Source organism: Pantoea sp. NGS-ED-1003 (assembly GCF_000738765.1).
GTDB lineage: Bacteria > Pseudomonadota > Gammaproteobacteria > Enterobacterales > Enterobacteriaceae > Pantoea > Pantoea septica.
In genome coordinates, this window is the sequence record NZ_JPQA01000002.1 from 272,325 (window position 1) to 285,897 (window position 13,573).

Here is a 13,573-nt window from a genome sequence, read left to right on the forward strand (position 1 = left end):
TAACTCTTCACCCACCCTCCTGCGTATACCTATAACGGTGTTTTCTCTCCCCAGCAGGTGACGCATGACACAACAAATACATGAATTATCGGCCGATCACGAAGCTCATATTGCTTCTGCAATCGGTAAATTTTTCCGTCGCATTATTCCCATGCTGGCGTTGATGCTTATCGTTAATCAGATTGACCGCGCCAACATTGGCTTCGTTAAAGCCGAACTGCAAACTGATGCCGGCATTAGCGCTGCTGCTTTCGGTTTAGGCGCGGGGCTTTTCTTTATTGGTTATGCGCTGTTTGAAGTCCCCAGCAATATGATGCTGAAAAAATACGGCGCACGCGTGTGGCTCACGCGCATCATGATAACCTGGGGAGCGGTGGTAGTTCTTACCGGTTTCGTTAGCACGCCGCTGCATTTTTATCTGCTGCGTTTCCTGCTTGGCGTAGCTGAGGCGGGCTTCTTTCCTGGCGTTCTGTACTATTTCCGTCAATGGGTGCCAAATGCATGGCGAGGGCGAGCTACCGCAATGGTGTTAAGTGCAACCGCCAGCGCTTTCCTGTTTTCTGGCCCGCTCACAGGCGCAATCCTGATGATGCATGATGTTGGTGGGCTTGCGGGTTGGAAATGGGTAATGTTCATGGAGGGCGGCGGATCGATAGCGATCGGCGTGCTGGCGGCGCTTGTGTTGGTATCGAAACCAGAAGGGGCAAAATGGCTCAGCGATGCGGAAAAACAGGCACTGGCGCAGCAGCTGGCTCTGGAAGATAGCGCTCGCGAAGAGCATGCCGTCACGCACGGTCGCTGGGGAGTGATCACCGACCGTGGCCTTCTTTCCTACTGCTTGATCTTCTTCACCATGACGATGACCGGCTACACGCTGGTGTTCTGGTTACCGCAAATTATCCAACGTATTCAAGGGTTCAATAGTTTTGAAACCGGATTGCTGACGGCCATCCCGTGGTTATTCGCTATCGTTGCTCTGTTTCTGCTGGGTAAAGTCACCGATCGTTATCGCGATAAGCTGGATAAAGGTCTCGGAATCGCTATGCTGCTCGCCGCGTGCGGCACCTTTATGGCCACGCTCGGCACGCCGTGGTTTGGCTTTGTGGCAATGATTGTGGCTTGTATTGGCTCTAAAGTTAGCGCCGCATTCTTTTGGCCGATGCCGCAGAGTGAACTGCCCGCCGCGATCGCTGCACCAGGCATTGCGATGATCAACTCCATTGGTAACCTTGGCGGTTTCTTCGCGCCTACGGTGTTCGGCTATCTTGAAATGCATACAGGCAGCACTACCGGTGGCCTCTATGCGCTGACCAGCGTGTCAGTGGCTACCGGCCTGTGGCTGTTGCTGCGCAGCAAACCGGCTCCCCCATCTTTAGGTTACAAGGAGAAACACCATGTCGGACAGTCCAGTCATTAACTCCATGCGCATCGTACCGGTAGCTGGCTACGACAGCATGCTTTTGAATATTGGGGGTGCACATAACTGCTTCTTCACACGAATTATCGTCATCCTGACTGATTCTGCCGGGCACACCGGTGTTGGCGAAACGCCCTGTCATGCATCTACCTTGCAGCTGCTGGAGCAGTTTCGCCCTTTAATTGAAGGCAGCTCGCTGCTACGCCTTAATGCCACGCTGAGCCAGCTCTTTAATAGCGAGGCGCGTCAGCAGCAAACCTCACATACCAATGACATTCATATTCCACAAATGAATCCGGAGAAGTTTTATAACGCTGCTGCTGCCATTGAGGCTGCGCTACTGGACCTGCAAGGTAAGCTGTTAAACCTGCCAGTAGCAGATTTGCTTGCCAGCGGAAAACAACGGGATCGTATCCCGGTGCTGGGGTATTTGTTCTACATCGCCGATCGCAGGCTTACCAATATGCATTATCGCTCGGGAGATAAGGAGCCGGATGGCTGGTTCCGTTTGCGTCATGAGGCAGCGATGGACAGTGCTGGAGTGCAACGGCTGGCCGAAGCAGCAGTTGAGCAATACGGCTTTCGTGACTTTAAGCTAAAAGGCGGTGTGATGGCAGGCGAAGTCGAAGTTGAAACGGTTGAAGCGCTGCTAACGCGATTTCCTGACGCGCGCGTAACCGTCGATCCCAATGCAAGCTGGTCGCTGGATGAAGCGATTCGCTTTGGCAAACAGCTGGCGGGGAAAGTGCCGTATCTGGAAGATCCTTGCGGTGCAGAACAGGGCTATTCAGGTAGGGAAACACTTGCAGAATTCCGACGCGCCACGGGCGTGCCGGTCGCTACCAATATGATCGCTAACGACTGGCGTCAATTGCACCATGCGCTGCAACTTAACGCCATAGATATTCCGCTCGCCGATCCGCACTTCTGGACGATGCGCAACGCCAACGTGGTGGCGCAGTTGTGCAACGAATGGGGTCTGACCACCGGTTGTCACTCCAACAATCATTTTGATATCTCATTGGCCATGGTGGCGCACCTTGGCGCGGCGGCGCCTGGTGAGCGTCAGACCGCCTTTGATACCCACTGGATCTGGCAGGACGGACAGCAACTGACCCACCAACCGCCGCAGATTCGCAATGGCTATCTGGAATTGCCACCCGGATCAGGTCTAGGCATTGAGTTGAATATGGAACGCGTCGAGCAGGCGCATGCGCTTTACAACACGCTGCCGGATAAGAACCGAAACGATGCAGTGGCAATGCAATTTTTAATTGATAACTGGCGCTATGATGCCAAACGTCCGTCACTGGTTCGCTAAGGAAGCAATTAAAGAAAGTAATACGTGCACAACCGACGGTGGCGTATTAACGCCGCTTGATAACATGAAATTTGCCGCCCTAATCGATGGCGCCACAATAGCCTAATCTGCTGAGGATGCATGAATAAATCTCTGGTGACTCTGATCTGCTTTATTTCTTTTTCTTCTTATTTAGCGCAAGCCGCCTCTTCAGTCTGCCGTCCCCAAGAGTTTGGGGGTAAAGCGGATGGAGAGACTCTGAATACGAATGCTATTCAACAGGCTATACAGCAATGTAGTCAGCTCGGTGGAGGAACTGTTCTACTATCGCCGGGAATCTGGTTGAGTGGGCCACTGCAATTAAAAGATAATATCACGCTAAACATCAAAAAAGGGGCAACCCTAAAAGCCAGCAATCAGGAAGGTAAATTCATTTCAGCATTTATTGGGCATCCAGCCAAAATGAATGAAGCATTTATCTTTGCCGATAATGTGAAAAATGTGGCCATTATGGGCGAAGGCACACTGGATGGCGATGGAGAGAAAACCTGGTGGCCTGAAGCATTAAAAATACGTGGCGAAGTAAGAGCCGGGAATAAAAAAATCTTCACCGACCGCTTCCCCGGAATTCCCCTGGCGAATGGTGTCCCACGCCCTTGGCTTGTAGAACTTAATGAGGTTATTCAGGGTAAGATTGAAAATATACACCTGACTAATTCGCCAATGTGGAACATTGTTATTCGTAACAGCTTCGATATTATCGTGAACAAAGTAAAGATTACCAATCCTGTCACCTCGCCGAATACTGACGGGATGGACATTGTCTCTTCACGGAAGATTACTGTTTCAAACATGGATATTGCAACGGGTGATGACAATATTGCGATTAAGTCCGGATTGGTTAACGGCACGGGAGCAGCATCGAAAGATATCACCATCTACGACTCCATTATGCGTGATAACCACGGTATCTCTGTAGGGAGTGAAACCGCGAACGGTATTGGCAAGGTGACGATCAGTCGCGTCACCTTCCTGAATACAGAAAATGGCGTGCGCATTAAATCAGCCAGGGACAGGGGCAATGCCATAGGCCCTCTTATCGCCAGCCATCTTACCATGTCCAATGTGAACACGCCGATTCTGGTGACCAACAGCTACAGCGGCCAGGCCGGGGCACAGGGGCATACTCTTACGCAACCGATAGAAACGGCACCGCTTACGGCTTCAACGCCAAAAATCAAAGGGATAACCTTCTCAGATGTGATGGCGACCAAAGCGACCTATGCCATGATTTTCAGTGGCCTGCCGGAATCCCCAATCCAGGATGTCTCGCTACATAATGTCAAGATTGATGCCAGCTATGGCGTGCAGGCAAGATATGTCGCAGGTAAAGGAAATAATGTGAGCATTTCCGTAAAGGAAGGTTCGACGATGGATAAAGGCCCGGATGCAACGCTGCAATTGAATGCCGGAATAGACTAATGAAATGAATGCTTATAGTCCCTGAATCAATTTGAGCTTTCAACGTCCGTTTTGTGCCAGAAGCGGACGTTTGGGTATTGAGCAGCTTGCGCCGAAAATGAATCTGTTTATTTTTTACTTAACCAGGATTCAGTATGCTTTTTAAGGAATGACACCTGCCTTGCCTGCCGCTAACGCGCGCTGTCAATAATGGCTCCGCCATCAGGCGTAAGACTGTATCCCGTCAGAAAACGGGCGTCCTCACTCGCCAGGAAGAGAACTACCGGGGCAATATCTTTCTCTGGTGAGCCAAAACGTCCGAGCGCATTCGGCGGCGGCGGGACGTTTACGTCATCGCCCCATGTTTTCGCGACCGGGAGAACATTGTTGACCGTAATACCATCCTCTGCCCACTCGCGCGCCGCGGTGCGGGTAAGCGCACGTACCGCTTCTTTGGCCATGTTATAAGGACCGTATCCTGCAAGGCCCATGATGCCCGCCATTGATCCAAAATTAATAACGCGCCCGCCACCACTCTTTTTTAACCAGGGATAGCAGGCCTGCATGGTCCTCAGGTATGCCACGGGCCCCATATCAAAATTGCGCTGCAGCTGCTCTGCAGACAGCTCCATAATGGATGATACCGGGACCCCAGGATCAAAGGCGTTGTTGACCAGAATGTCGATTTTGCCATAGGCCGTAACAGCTTCATTAACCATTTTGCTGATTTTTTCCGGGCGACTGATATCACACTCAATACCCGTAGCAATGCCGCCCTGATCCTGAATCTGACGTACCACATCATCAATGGCGCTGCGCGTGCGCGCTACAACGGCGACCCTGGCTCCTTCTGCTGCAAGAAGCATGGCGGTTGCTCGACCAATACCCCGACTGGCGCCGGTAACAATCGCTACTTTGTCACTTAATCTGTTCATGTTCTCTCCTCTAATGCCCCTGAGCAGGGGCATGAATAACGTCACTGTATGCGTAAGGTGATGGTATTTCCCGGGCAACGTTTTGCATGCTGAAAGACACCATCATCAGGACAAGCCCCGTTAGTGCCGGTATTGCACCTGAAGAATTTCGACTGCCGATGTGAGCCAGAGCAGAGAGAAGCAGGTGATAAAACATGCCCGCGTAAGCCAGATCGCTGAGAAAAACACTCACCCGGAAAAGAATGGCCAGAACAGCCAGAATCTTGACAACAATGAGCAAGGAATGCAGATAACCCGGGTAGCCAAGCTCAACAAACGTCTGGCGTACTAATCCCCTCTTCATCACATAGAGGGCTGCAGAAATTATGTAAAGCAGACACAACAACCCTGTCGAAATCCAGTAAGCATAAAATGCAGTCATATCATCCTTCTCTCTGTAGATTAGCTATCGACCAGCACAAGAATGTCGCCTAATATGAATTCAAACAAGTAGGATGAAATAAAGGTGGTTAGTATGGAAAAACATACTAATGAAGATAATGCGGTAAACATGCATGATGAGATGCGTCGGGCATTCAGCCTGCTGTCAGGCAAATGGAAGCTGGAAATCATGTGGCTGCTGAACCAGCACATATACCGGTTTGGGGAGCTTAAAAAAGCGATTCCCGGGATAACGCAGCACATGCTGACTGCCCAGCTTCGGGAGCTGGAACGTGACGGGCTGATATCCCGCACCGTTTTTGCAGAAGTGCCGCCCAGAGTGGAGTATGAAATTACGCAAAAAGCACAGGGTCTGCGCCCGACGATGGAAGCGCTGACGGCCTGGTGGCTGGAATACGGTGATACCCTGCCCGATAAACCCGCCGGGCGTGGGCGGCGCGCGACACCTGAAAAAAAACCGGGAAAATAACTCTGCTGGTTCTGAAGAAGTTTTACGCTCCGTAAAGAGGTGTCTGCCGGAAGATCATTCCGGCACACCGTAAATCAGCCAGATGTCTCGAGCCCTTTAGTCAGCCAGTCAATAAAATGCCTTACCCGCGGAGAAAGCTGCCGGCGCGTCGGGTAAACCACGCACACAGGAAAGGCCGGAGACGTATAGTCAGGCAGTACAAGCTGGAGCTTTCCCTCCTGAACATCTTTTTCTGTCAGAAAAGTTGGCAGGAAGGCTATTCCCAGCCCACCCAGCGCGGCGTCACGAATGGCGCTGGCATTATCGGAGAGCAGAAGTGGTTTTGCAGAAACGACGACTTCACTCTCTGTCCCTTTCCGGAGCTTCCACGTCTGAGGCCGGCTACGGGAGCCATTCATCAGCAGATGATGCTCTTTTAGCTCGCCGGGTGTAGCCGGTATACCCTGCCGCTCCAGGTAGGCGGGCGAAGCATAGAGCTGCGCCACCATCTGACCCACACTACGAACAATCAGCTCGGACGATTCCGTCGGCATGCCAAAACGCACCGCTACGTCGTACCCCTCCTCAACGATATTGATAATCCGATCTGTAAATTGCGTTTCGGCGGAGACGGCCGGCCAGCGCGCCAGAAAACCGGCGACGATGGGAAGAATGACCTGACGACCGTAGGCCTCAGTCGCAGTTATGCGGAGGGTTCCCTGCGGCTCTGCGCCAGCACGCTGAAATTCGGCCTGGGCCTCTTCAAGGTCAGTAATAATTTGCGCCGCCCTGGGCAGAAAAACCGCCCCCTCCGTCGTCAGACCAACCTTCCGGGTCGTACGGTGGAGCAGACGCGTGCCGAGAAGCTCTTCCAGCCGCGTAATGGCCTTACCTGCTGCCGAACGGGTGAGGCCCAGCCTGTGGGCACCCTCTGCAAAAGATCCGCTTTCAGCAACAGCTATTAAGGCACGCAGCGCACCGATATCTGCCAGTTTTTCCATAAGGCCTCTCTGTAAACTTTTACGCTTCTTTCCGGGGACGCATATTCGCCAATTAAAGAATTATGATGATATTAGAGAAAAATAACGGCGTCCGGGAATTTTCAATGCATATGCAGATGCCTGACCGCCTTCCTGACTATCCAGAATCATCAGCAAGGAGTCATATCATGCGCCAGAAAACCGTTCTTGTTACCGGAGCAAATGGATACATCGGCAATGCGGTGGCAAAAGCCTTCAGTCACGCGGGATGGAAAGTGTACGGACAGGTACGCCGTCAGGAAGTGGCCGGAGAACTGGCGCAGCATGAAATTTTCCCGCTTATTGGTTCGCCTGAAGATCTCTCTTTCCTGGCGCAGGCGAATAATGTGGCGTTCGATGTACTCGTTGCCTGTACCGAAAGCGCTCAGGATCCCGCCGGACATCTGGCGAAAGTGCGTACAATGATGGACACCGTAGTTGCTCAAAGCGAGGCGGCGGGCGTTCGTCCCCTGGTGATGTTCTCCAGCGGATGTAAGGACTACGGTGCGATGTCGGAAAAAGAGGGTGACGCCGGGCTTAAGCCGCATACCGAAGAGAGTCCGCTGAATCCGCCTGCGGTCCTGATCCCCCGCTGCGAGATGGGAACGAACCTTCTGGACAAGCGCAAAACGCCTTATGACGCAATCGTGCTGAGGCCGACTATCGTTTACGGCTACTCATCGAGCTACTACGGCGCCCTGTTCGATTTTGCCGCCGGAAGCAAGGAAGTCCTGAGGCTGGAGGCCGATCCTGCGGCGGTGATGCACTCATGCCATGTCGATGACTGCGCGGAAGCCTATGTCCTGCTTGCCGGTCACCCAGATCGGAGCCAGGTCGTGAATCAGGCCTTTAATATCTCCGGTGAGCACTATGAAACGGCCCGGGAAATTGGGGAGGCTCTGGCACGCTCCTATGGTATAGAACTGGAGTTTACTGCTCCCGAGGGACCGGCTGAGCACTATTTTAACTCCGTTCACGGACTCGCTAATTTCTCGCAGTGGGTCGGCTCAGACAAAATCCGCAACCTTCTGGGGTGGAAAACGCGCCGGGCTTCTTTTGTCTAGGGGCTGGAGCAATACCGTCTGGCCTATGAAGCGCTCAGCGGTAAAAAGTAAACCCTTTGCATTTCCTGCGTTAAACAATCTTGAGCTGTATGAGGATTTTTATGCTCGAAACTGCACAAACGGTTGCCGCCAAAAATCAGGATAACGGCAAGGCGAAGTGGACATCCGCTCAGCCAGCTAACGCTTATTATCTTACTTGAGGGAAAAGCGGGGCCGGGCGGCAGAGGGCGCAGAGGCGCGCCGAATTAGCCGGATACTCAGCCCTGCGCCCGTCGCGAGGCAGACGGCCATTGCCAGAAGGGCGACGATAAAGGCATGGGCGATATCCGCTTCGCTATAGCGGGTGCCCAATAGGCTGTAAAAAATGCCGCCGATAACGGCGACGCTCAGCGCCGTGCTGATCTGTAGCGCCGAGCTGGTTACGCCGGCAATCATACCTGAAAACGCTGGCGCAACCTGGCCTGTCACCATCCGCACCAGCGTTGGCATCGCCAGCCCCTGGCCCAGACCGGTGGCAAACAGGAGTAGCGCGAGCGGCAGCATAGCAGGAGGCGTGCCCGTCAGCGTATGGGCGATCAACCATGCCAGGCCCGCTAACCCTGAGGTTTCGAATCCCATCCCGATGGCGCTAAGGTAATTTCCGACAAAACGCCTCAGGTACGGCGTCAGTAATGGACCAATCAGAAAGCCGATGCCAAAGGGCAGAAAAAGCGTACCTGCGGTCAGGGCGTTTAAGTGCAGCGCGCCCTGCAGATAAACAGAAAACAGCAGAAAGAACGCGCCGATAGAGTAAAACAGCAGCACGATCGCCAGCCCCTGGCCCAGACCAGGCGCGCGTAACACGGCGGGATCAAGCAGCGGCGAACCGCCATTCTGGCTAAGGCGTCGTTCATAACGCCATAACCACGCGGCCAGCAGCGGGAAAGCAACGAATAACAGCCAGGTCCACCAGGGCCATCCCGCCTCACGGCCTTCAATCAACGGCACAATCAGCGCGCTCAGCGTCAGGGTGGCCAGCAGCATACCGACGGGGTCGAGCCGCTGTGCCGATGGCGCCCGCGTTTCTTTAAGCAACGGCAGGCCAAAAAGCATGACCAGCAGCGCCACCGGCAGGTTAACGAGGAAAATTGCCCGCCACCCCAGGTGAAACAGGTCCGCTGCAATCAGGATGCCGCCCAACACCTGTCCGATTACGGAGGCCAGACCAAAGACGGCGCCATAAATACTCAGCGCTAACGGCTTCTCCGCCTCCGGGAAAATGGCCTGCACGGAGGCCAGCGCCTGGGGCGCCATAATAGCGGCCGTGGCGCCCTGCAATATGCGTCCGGTAATTAGCACCCACGGCGACCAGGCTAAACCGCACAGCAGCGATGCGGCGGCAAAACCGATAAGCCCCAGGAAAAACATCTTTCCTCGACCGTAAATATCGCCCAGGCGGCCGCCGGTAATGAGCGTTACCGCATATACGGCCGCATAGGAGGAAATGACCAGCTGTTCAGCCGAGGAAGAGGTGCCCAGATTGCTCTGAATAGCAGGCAGCGCCACGTTAACGATAAAAAAATCGAGCGGCGGCAAAAAGGCTCCGACTAGCAGAATGATAAACATCGCCCAGCGACGCGGCTCGGCTTGCGTGAGGCTATGTGCCGACATAGAACACTCCTTTGGAACGGTCCCGGTAAGGGATGCAGGGTGATGGCAGAATAGGGCGTTACGCCGTCAGGGCTCAGCGCATACCGCCGGAGGCCAGGATCACCTCGCCGGTGATCCACCGCGCCTCGTCCGATGCGAGAAAAGAGACGATTGGCGCAACATCCTGCACCTGGCCGATGCGGCCGAGCGGCGTCTGCTTTTCATTCCACGTCTGAAAGTCCGAGTTCATCGCGCCGACGCTATGGCTGCCTTCCGTTTCAATCAGGCCAGGGTTGACCGCGTTGACGCGGATGCCGCGTGGACCCAGTTCCTTAGAGAGAACGCCGGTGATGGCGTCGATAGCACCTTTGGCGCCGCTGTAGATGGCGCTCTCGGCAATAAAAACGCGGGTGACGAAGGAACTGATGTTAATGATGCTGCTGCCTTTACCGAGGTGCGGCGCGGCGGCGGCGGTCACTAACAGCGGTCCCAGAACATTGATATCGAACTGCCTGCGATAGAGTGCTTCGGTGCTCTCCTCAATCCGGGCGAACTGATAAATGCCGGCGTTGTTCACCACAATGTCCAGGCGGCCGAAATTATCGATGGCTGCGTTGACCAGCGCCTGGACCTCTGCCTGGCAGGTGACATCCGCCGCTACCGCCACAGCCCTTCCACCGGCGGCTTCAATATCGGCCACGACCTTATCGGCACCGATTCTGTCTGAGGCGTAATTGACGATGACCTGCGCACCGTCAGCCGCCAGCTGACGGGCAATCGCTGCTCCGATACCTTTGGAGCCACCGGTAACAAGGGCAACTTTATCTTTTAATTTGTGCATGTTTACAGCTTCCTGACAGGGCCGCATAGGGCTATTGAGTGATGGAAGCTATGGTGATACCTACAAAGTTGTTTGAGAACTGACAATTTTGTATATTCAACGTTCATTTTTGAACGGTGAGGCGGCGGCATGGAGTGGGGTGACGTTCAGGTATTTCTTGCAGTGATGCGCAACGGTTCTTTCGGCAAAGCGGCCCAGAGTCTGGGCGTGAGCCACCCAACGATCGGACGCCGCATAAAGGCGCTTGAGGATGAGGCGCAGCAGGCGCTATTTCGTCGGACAAAGGAGGGGCTGGTCCTCACTGACGCCGGTGACGGCGTGATGAAGCTGGCGGAAGCGATGGAGAACTCCGCGCTGGCGCTGGAACGTCGCCTGGCCGGGAATCATGACCGCCTGGAAGGGATATTGCGCATATCGTCAGCAGAGTGGTTTGCCAACTATGTTCTGGCGCCGGTACTCGGCGAACTGACGCGTCGCCATCCGGCGATTGTGCCGGAAGTCATCGCAAGTTTCCGCCTGCTCAATCTGTCGCGTCGCGATGCCGACATCGCGTTTCGCATCGTGCCTTTTACCGATCCCGATATTGTCCAGCGGCGCCTGATGAGCATGCCATACGCTCTCTATGGCACGCCTGAAAATACGCAGAAAATGGTCGCCGATCCCGCGTCGGTGGGCCTGATCCTGATGAACACCGAACAGTCGCACTTTCCCGATGTCGCCTGGCTTCTCGAGCGTTTTCCGCAGTCAAAGCCCGCGTTTAAAAGCACCAGTCGTGCGATTCAGGCGCAAATGTGCCGGTGCGGCATGGGCGTTGCCGTATTGCCGCAACCTCTGGGCGATGCCACCCCCGGACTGCAGCGTATTGCCACTCCCGATCTGCCGCCATCAAGGGATATCTGGGTAGGCTATCATCAAGATCTCCGGCATATGGACCGCCTGCGCGCCATGCTCGATATCGCGGACAGTATGCTGGCTTTTCAAGAAAGTTAATTTGCTACAGAGGTTGAAAAGAGAGGGGCCGACGCCCGGAAAAAACGGTGCGCTCGGCCAGGCTATCCTTTATTTGAAATATTATTGATGACGACGCATTCAGCTACTCTGGATTACTATTGCCTGCACAGCGTTACGCTTTCAATTTTTCATGCCTGCGTACGACCTCGTCAATAATTTTACGCATCACTTCTTCCATAAAATTCACATCGAGACCCGAACTTTCCGCGATCTCTTTCAGTCTGGTTAGCTGCACGGCCTCCCTGTTTTTATCACTTTCCGGCATATTATGCGCCGCCTTGAGCTCGCCGACTTTATGCGTGCAACGAAATCGCTCTGCCAGAATATAAATGAGCGCGGCATCGAGATTATCGATCGTTTGTCGATGCGATAATAGCGCTGCCTGATAATCATCAGTAGACATGTATTTATCTCTCGCCATAAGTTTGAATAAAGGAAAGGGCGAACGCCTCGCTTGTTCACTCAGCAAAGCGGGTCAGGCGTATTTTCAGACAGGACTATTCCCCGTTAATCCACTTGTCGTTTGGCAATGATTTTACTTTTGCGGCTGTTTTTTATCGTCAGGGTGACGGCTGAGATCAGGAAATAGAAGACGCCGAAAGCCGCATAGGGTGCAACAGTCGTGACATCTAAAAGCTGGTCACTGCTGGCCTGCTTAAACATAAATATGCCCGCTAATGCAGATTGCGCGCCGCTTAAAATCATCGCCCACTGCCCGTTAGCGGTTTTCCAGCGACGGAGGGAAGCGGAAAGCTGCAGCACGCCAGAAAATATTGCCCATAAACCAAAGACTTTGATGGTGGCATTTATACTTATGGAGAGCGCCCAGACAATAGCCAGTGCGACAATCATACTGACAATAAGGTTGAGTTTTTGCGGTGGGTTTACCGCTAAACCTCCTGATTTTTGCGCATCGATATAATTAGCGAGTGCGTCCCAGGCAGGATAGAGCACCAGCAGAACGGCACCGATAACGGGATTCTCTTTCCCGAGAAGTACCGCAAGCGTAATCCAGATAACAGATACCGCAGCGCGCATATAATAGTAAGACTGAAGCCAATGATTTTGCGGGTCAGTAGACGTTAAATTTTTGCTTTTCATACTTATTCTCCAGATGGACAGGGGCTGTTACAGACTGAGTAAACGTTGTTTGTGCATAAAGGAATGACCAAATTAAACCTCTTCATTAAGGCTATAACTATTCTGGCGGCGACCTGAACGGTCTAAAAGACGCACTCTGCGTACACGCAAAGGGTGGCCGTTAGAAAATTGCACAGGGAACCGGACAAACTCGGGCGAAACCCAAATAAAAATGTAAGTAAGCGGCAGCATCGCCATGGCAGGAAAATAGGGCTGAGCCGCAAACTGAATGTCTGCAACAGGCGTATTACACGCCAGGTTCAGGGGATCTGAATCATTGATCCGATCAGGACATGAGCGAGAATCGATTTTGTGAATAGGCGCAGAAGAAGTTATTTCACAGGCTTCACTATCAGAGTGATTATCCTGACGACACTCTGCCAACGCTTTTCTGTTGGTCATTGCTGAATGACACTCAGGGCTCCTGGGAGGTAATAGCATTTTTCTACTGGCAAGCAGCTGTGCAAGCAGAGTATCGGTGTCTAACCGATGCGATGAGATATTTTCTGACTGCTTCAGTTGCATAGTTTCAATCTTTAACGCATGACGTTGTGAAGCTTTCACCTGGTTCTGCAGGAGGGTCTGGAAACCTGATGCAACAGAATCGGGAGATCGGTTTTTTATGCTGTCAACGTTCGACAATATTAAATTTACCGCTGAAGGCAGTGCACCAATACTGGTCATAAATAACTTCCCCATGATGGCAAGCGCGTTTAAGCATAATTTCACCAGCATTATGCCTGTTGGTTGTAACTGTAGCTTATCAACCTACTAGAAGGTAGGCTGAGCATCAACGACAAATCCAGCTCCTTATTCCCCTATACAAGGGGATTTAATATCCAGAGCGGCTATATTTTTCTGTTTGCC

14 protein-coding genes are annotated in these 13,573 nt (G+C 53.1%); 6 read left to right on the forward strand and 8 right to left on the reverse strand.

Going from position 1 to position 13,573, the window contains the following annotated elements:
* Positions 1 to 64: 64 nt before the first annotated feature.
* The 3 genes from JS46_RS04710 (at position 65) to JS46_RS04720 (ending at position 4,199) form a co-directional block, all read left to right on the forward strand.
* Positions 65 to 1,417 (forward strand): MFS transporter, encoded by a 1,353-nt coding sequence (locus JS46_RS04710; RefSeq protein ID WP_033748527.1) that lies wholly within the window; start codon positions 65 to 67, stop codon positions 1,415 to 1,417.
* Positions 1,395 to 2,738 carry an enolase C-terminal domain-like protein gene (locus tag JS46_RS04715; RefSeq protein WP_033748529.1) on the forward strand — a complete coding sequence of 448 codons (1,344 nt, stop codon included), beginning with the start codon at positions 1,395 to 1,397 and terminating at the stop codon, positions 2,736 to 2,738. Before JS46_RS04710 ends, JS46_RS04715 begins: the two co-directional genes overlap by 23 nt.
* Before the next feature lie 120 nt (positions 2,739 to 2,858).
* Positions 2,859 to 4,199, forward strand: coding sequence for a glycoside hydrolase family 28 protein (locus JS46_RS04720; RefSeq protein ID WP_033748530.1), 1,341 nt, complete (start codon positions 2,859 to 2,861; stop codon positions 4,197 to 4,199).
* A 170-nt stretch (positions 4,200 to 4,369) separates the two neighbouring features.
* On the opposite strand, the gene JS46_RS04725 is transcribed toward JS46_RS04720, so the two are convergent.
* The gene (locus JS46_RS04725; protein WP_033748532.1) at positions 4,370 to 5,113 is read right to left on the reverse strand and encodes an SDR family NAD(P)-dependent oxidoreductase; all 744 of its coding nucleotides are present in this window, start codon (positions 5,111 to 5,113) and stop codon (positions 4,370 to 4,372) included.
* A 10-nt stretch (positions 5,114 to 5,123) separates the two neighbouring features.
* Positions 5,124 to 5,534, reverse strand: a complete 411-nt coding sequence (locus tag JS46_RS04730; RefSeq protein ID WP_033748534.1) for a DoxX family protein — start codon at positions 5,532 to 5,534, stop codon at positions 5,124 to 5,126.
* 93 nt (positions 5,535 to 5,627) lie between these two features.
* Here JS46_RS04730 and JS46_RS04735 point away from each other — a divergent pair, with 93 nt between their 5' ends.
* Positions 5,628 to 6,023, forward strand: a complete 396-nt coding sequence (locus tag JS46_RS04735) for a helix-turn-helix domain-containing protein (RefSeq protein WP_033748536.1) — start codon at positions 5,628 to 5,630, stop codon at positions 6,021 to 6,023.
* Positions 6,024 to 6,097: 74 nt separating this feature from the next.
* Here JS46_RS04735 and JS46_RS04740 read toward each other — a convergent pair whose 3' ends face one another.
* Complete coding sequence (locus JS46_RS04740) at positions 6,098 to 7,003, reverse strand: LysR family transcriptional regulator (protein ID WP_033748538.1); 906 nt, start codon at positions 7,001 to 7,003, stop codon at positions 6,098 to 6,100.
* Between the two features lie 167 nt (positions 7,004 to 7,170).
* Between JS46_RS04740 and JS46_RS22830 the strand changes: the two genes are divergently transcribed.
* A complete protein-coding gene (locus JS46_RS22830; RefSeq protein ID WP_051905566.1) occupies positions 7,171 to 8,085 on the forward strand; it encodes an NAD(P)-dependent oxidoreductase in 915 nt (304 codons plus the stop codon).
* A 192-nt stretch (positions 8,086 to 8,277) separates the two neighbouring features.
* Here the strand turns inward: JS46_RS22830 and JS46_RS04750 are convergent, their stop codons facing one another.
* Together JS46_RS04750 and JS46_RS04755 are read right to left on the reverse strand one after the other, a co-directional pair.
* Complete coding sequence (locus JS46_RS04750; protein WP_033748539.1) at positions 8,278 to 9,735, reverse strand: MFS transporter; 1,458 nt, start codon at positions 9,733 to 9,735, stop codon at positions 8,278 to 8,280.
* 73 nt (positions 9,736 to 9,808) lie between these two features.
* Complete coding sequence (locus JS46_RS04755) at positions 9,809 to 10,555, reverse strand: SDR family NAD(P)-dependent oxidoreductase (RefSeq protein WP_033748540.1); 747 nt, start codon at positions 10,553 to 10,555, stop codon at positions 9,809 to 9,811.
* Between the two features lie 129 nt (positions 10,556 to 10,684).
* Here JS46_RS04755 and JS46_RS04760 point away from each other — a divergent pair, with 129 nt between their 5' ends.
* The gene (locus JS46_RS04760) at positions 10,685 to 11,545 is read left to right on the forward strand and encodes a LysR family transcriptional regulator (RefSeq protein ID WP_033748541.1); all 861 of its coding nucleotides are present in this window, start codon (positions 10,685 to 10,687) and stop codon (positions 11,543 to 11,545) included.
* A gap of 133 nt (positions 11,546 to 11,678) precedes the next feature.
* Here the strand turns inward: JS46_RS04760 and JS46_RS04765 are convergent, their stop codons facing one another.
* The 3 genes from JS46_RS04765 to JS46_RS24065 form a co-directional block, all read right to left on the reverse strand.
* Positions 11,679 to 11,969, reverse strand: coding sequence for a chorismate mutase (locus tag JS46_RS04765; protein WP_033748543.1), 291 nt, complete (start codon positions 11,967 to 11,969; stop codon positions 11,679 to 11,681).
* Positions 11,970 to 12,073: 104 nt separating this feature from the next.
* Positions 12,074 to 12,667: a DUF308 domain-containing protein gene (locus JS46_RS04770; protein WP_033748545.1), complete on the reverse strand. Its 594-nt coding sequence runs from the start codon at positions 12,665 to 12,667 to the stop codon at positions 12,074 to 12,076.
* A gap of 72 nt (positions 12,668 to 12,739) precedes the next feature.
* Positions 12,740 to 13,441 (reverse strand): hypothetical protein, encoded by a 702-nt coding sequence (locus JS46_RS24065; protein WP_152560667.1) that lies wholly within the window; start codon positions 13,439 to 13,441, stop codon positions 12,740 to 12,742.
* Positions 13,442 to 13,573 lie beyond the last annotated feature (132 nt).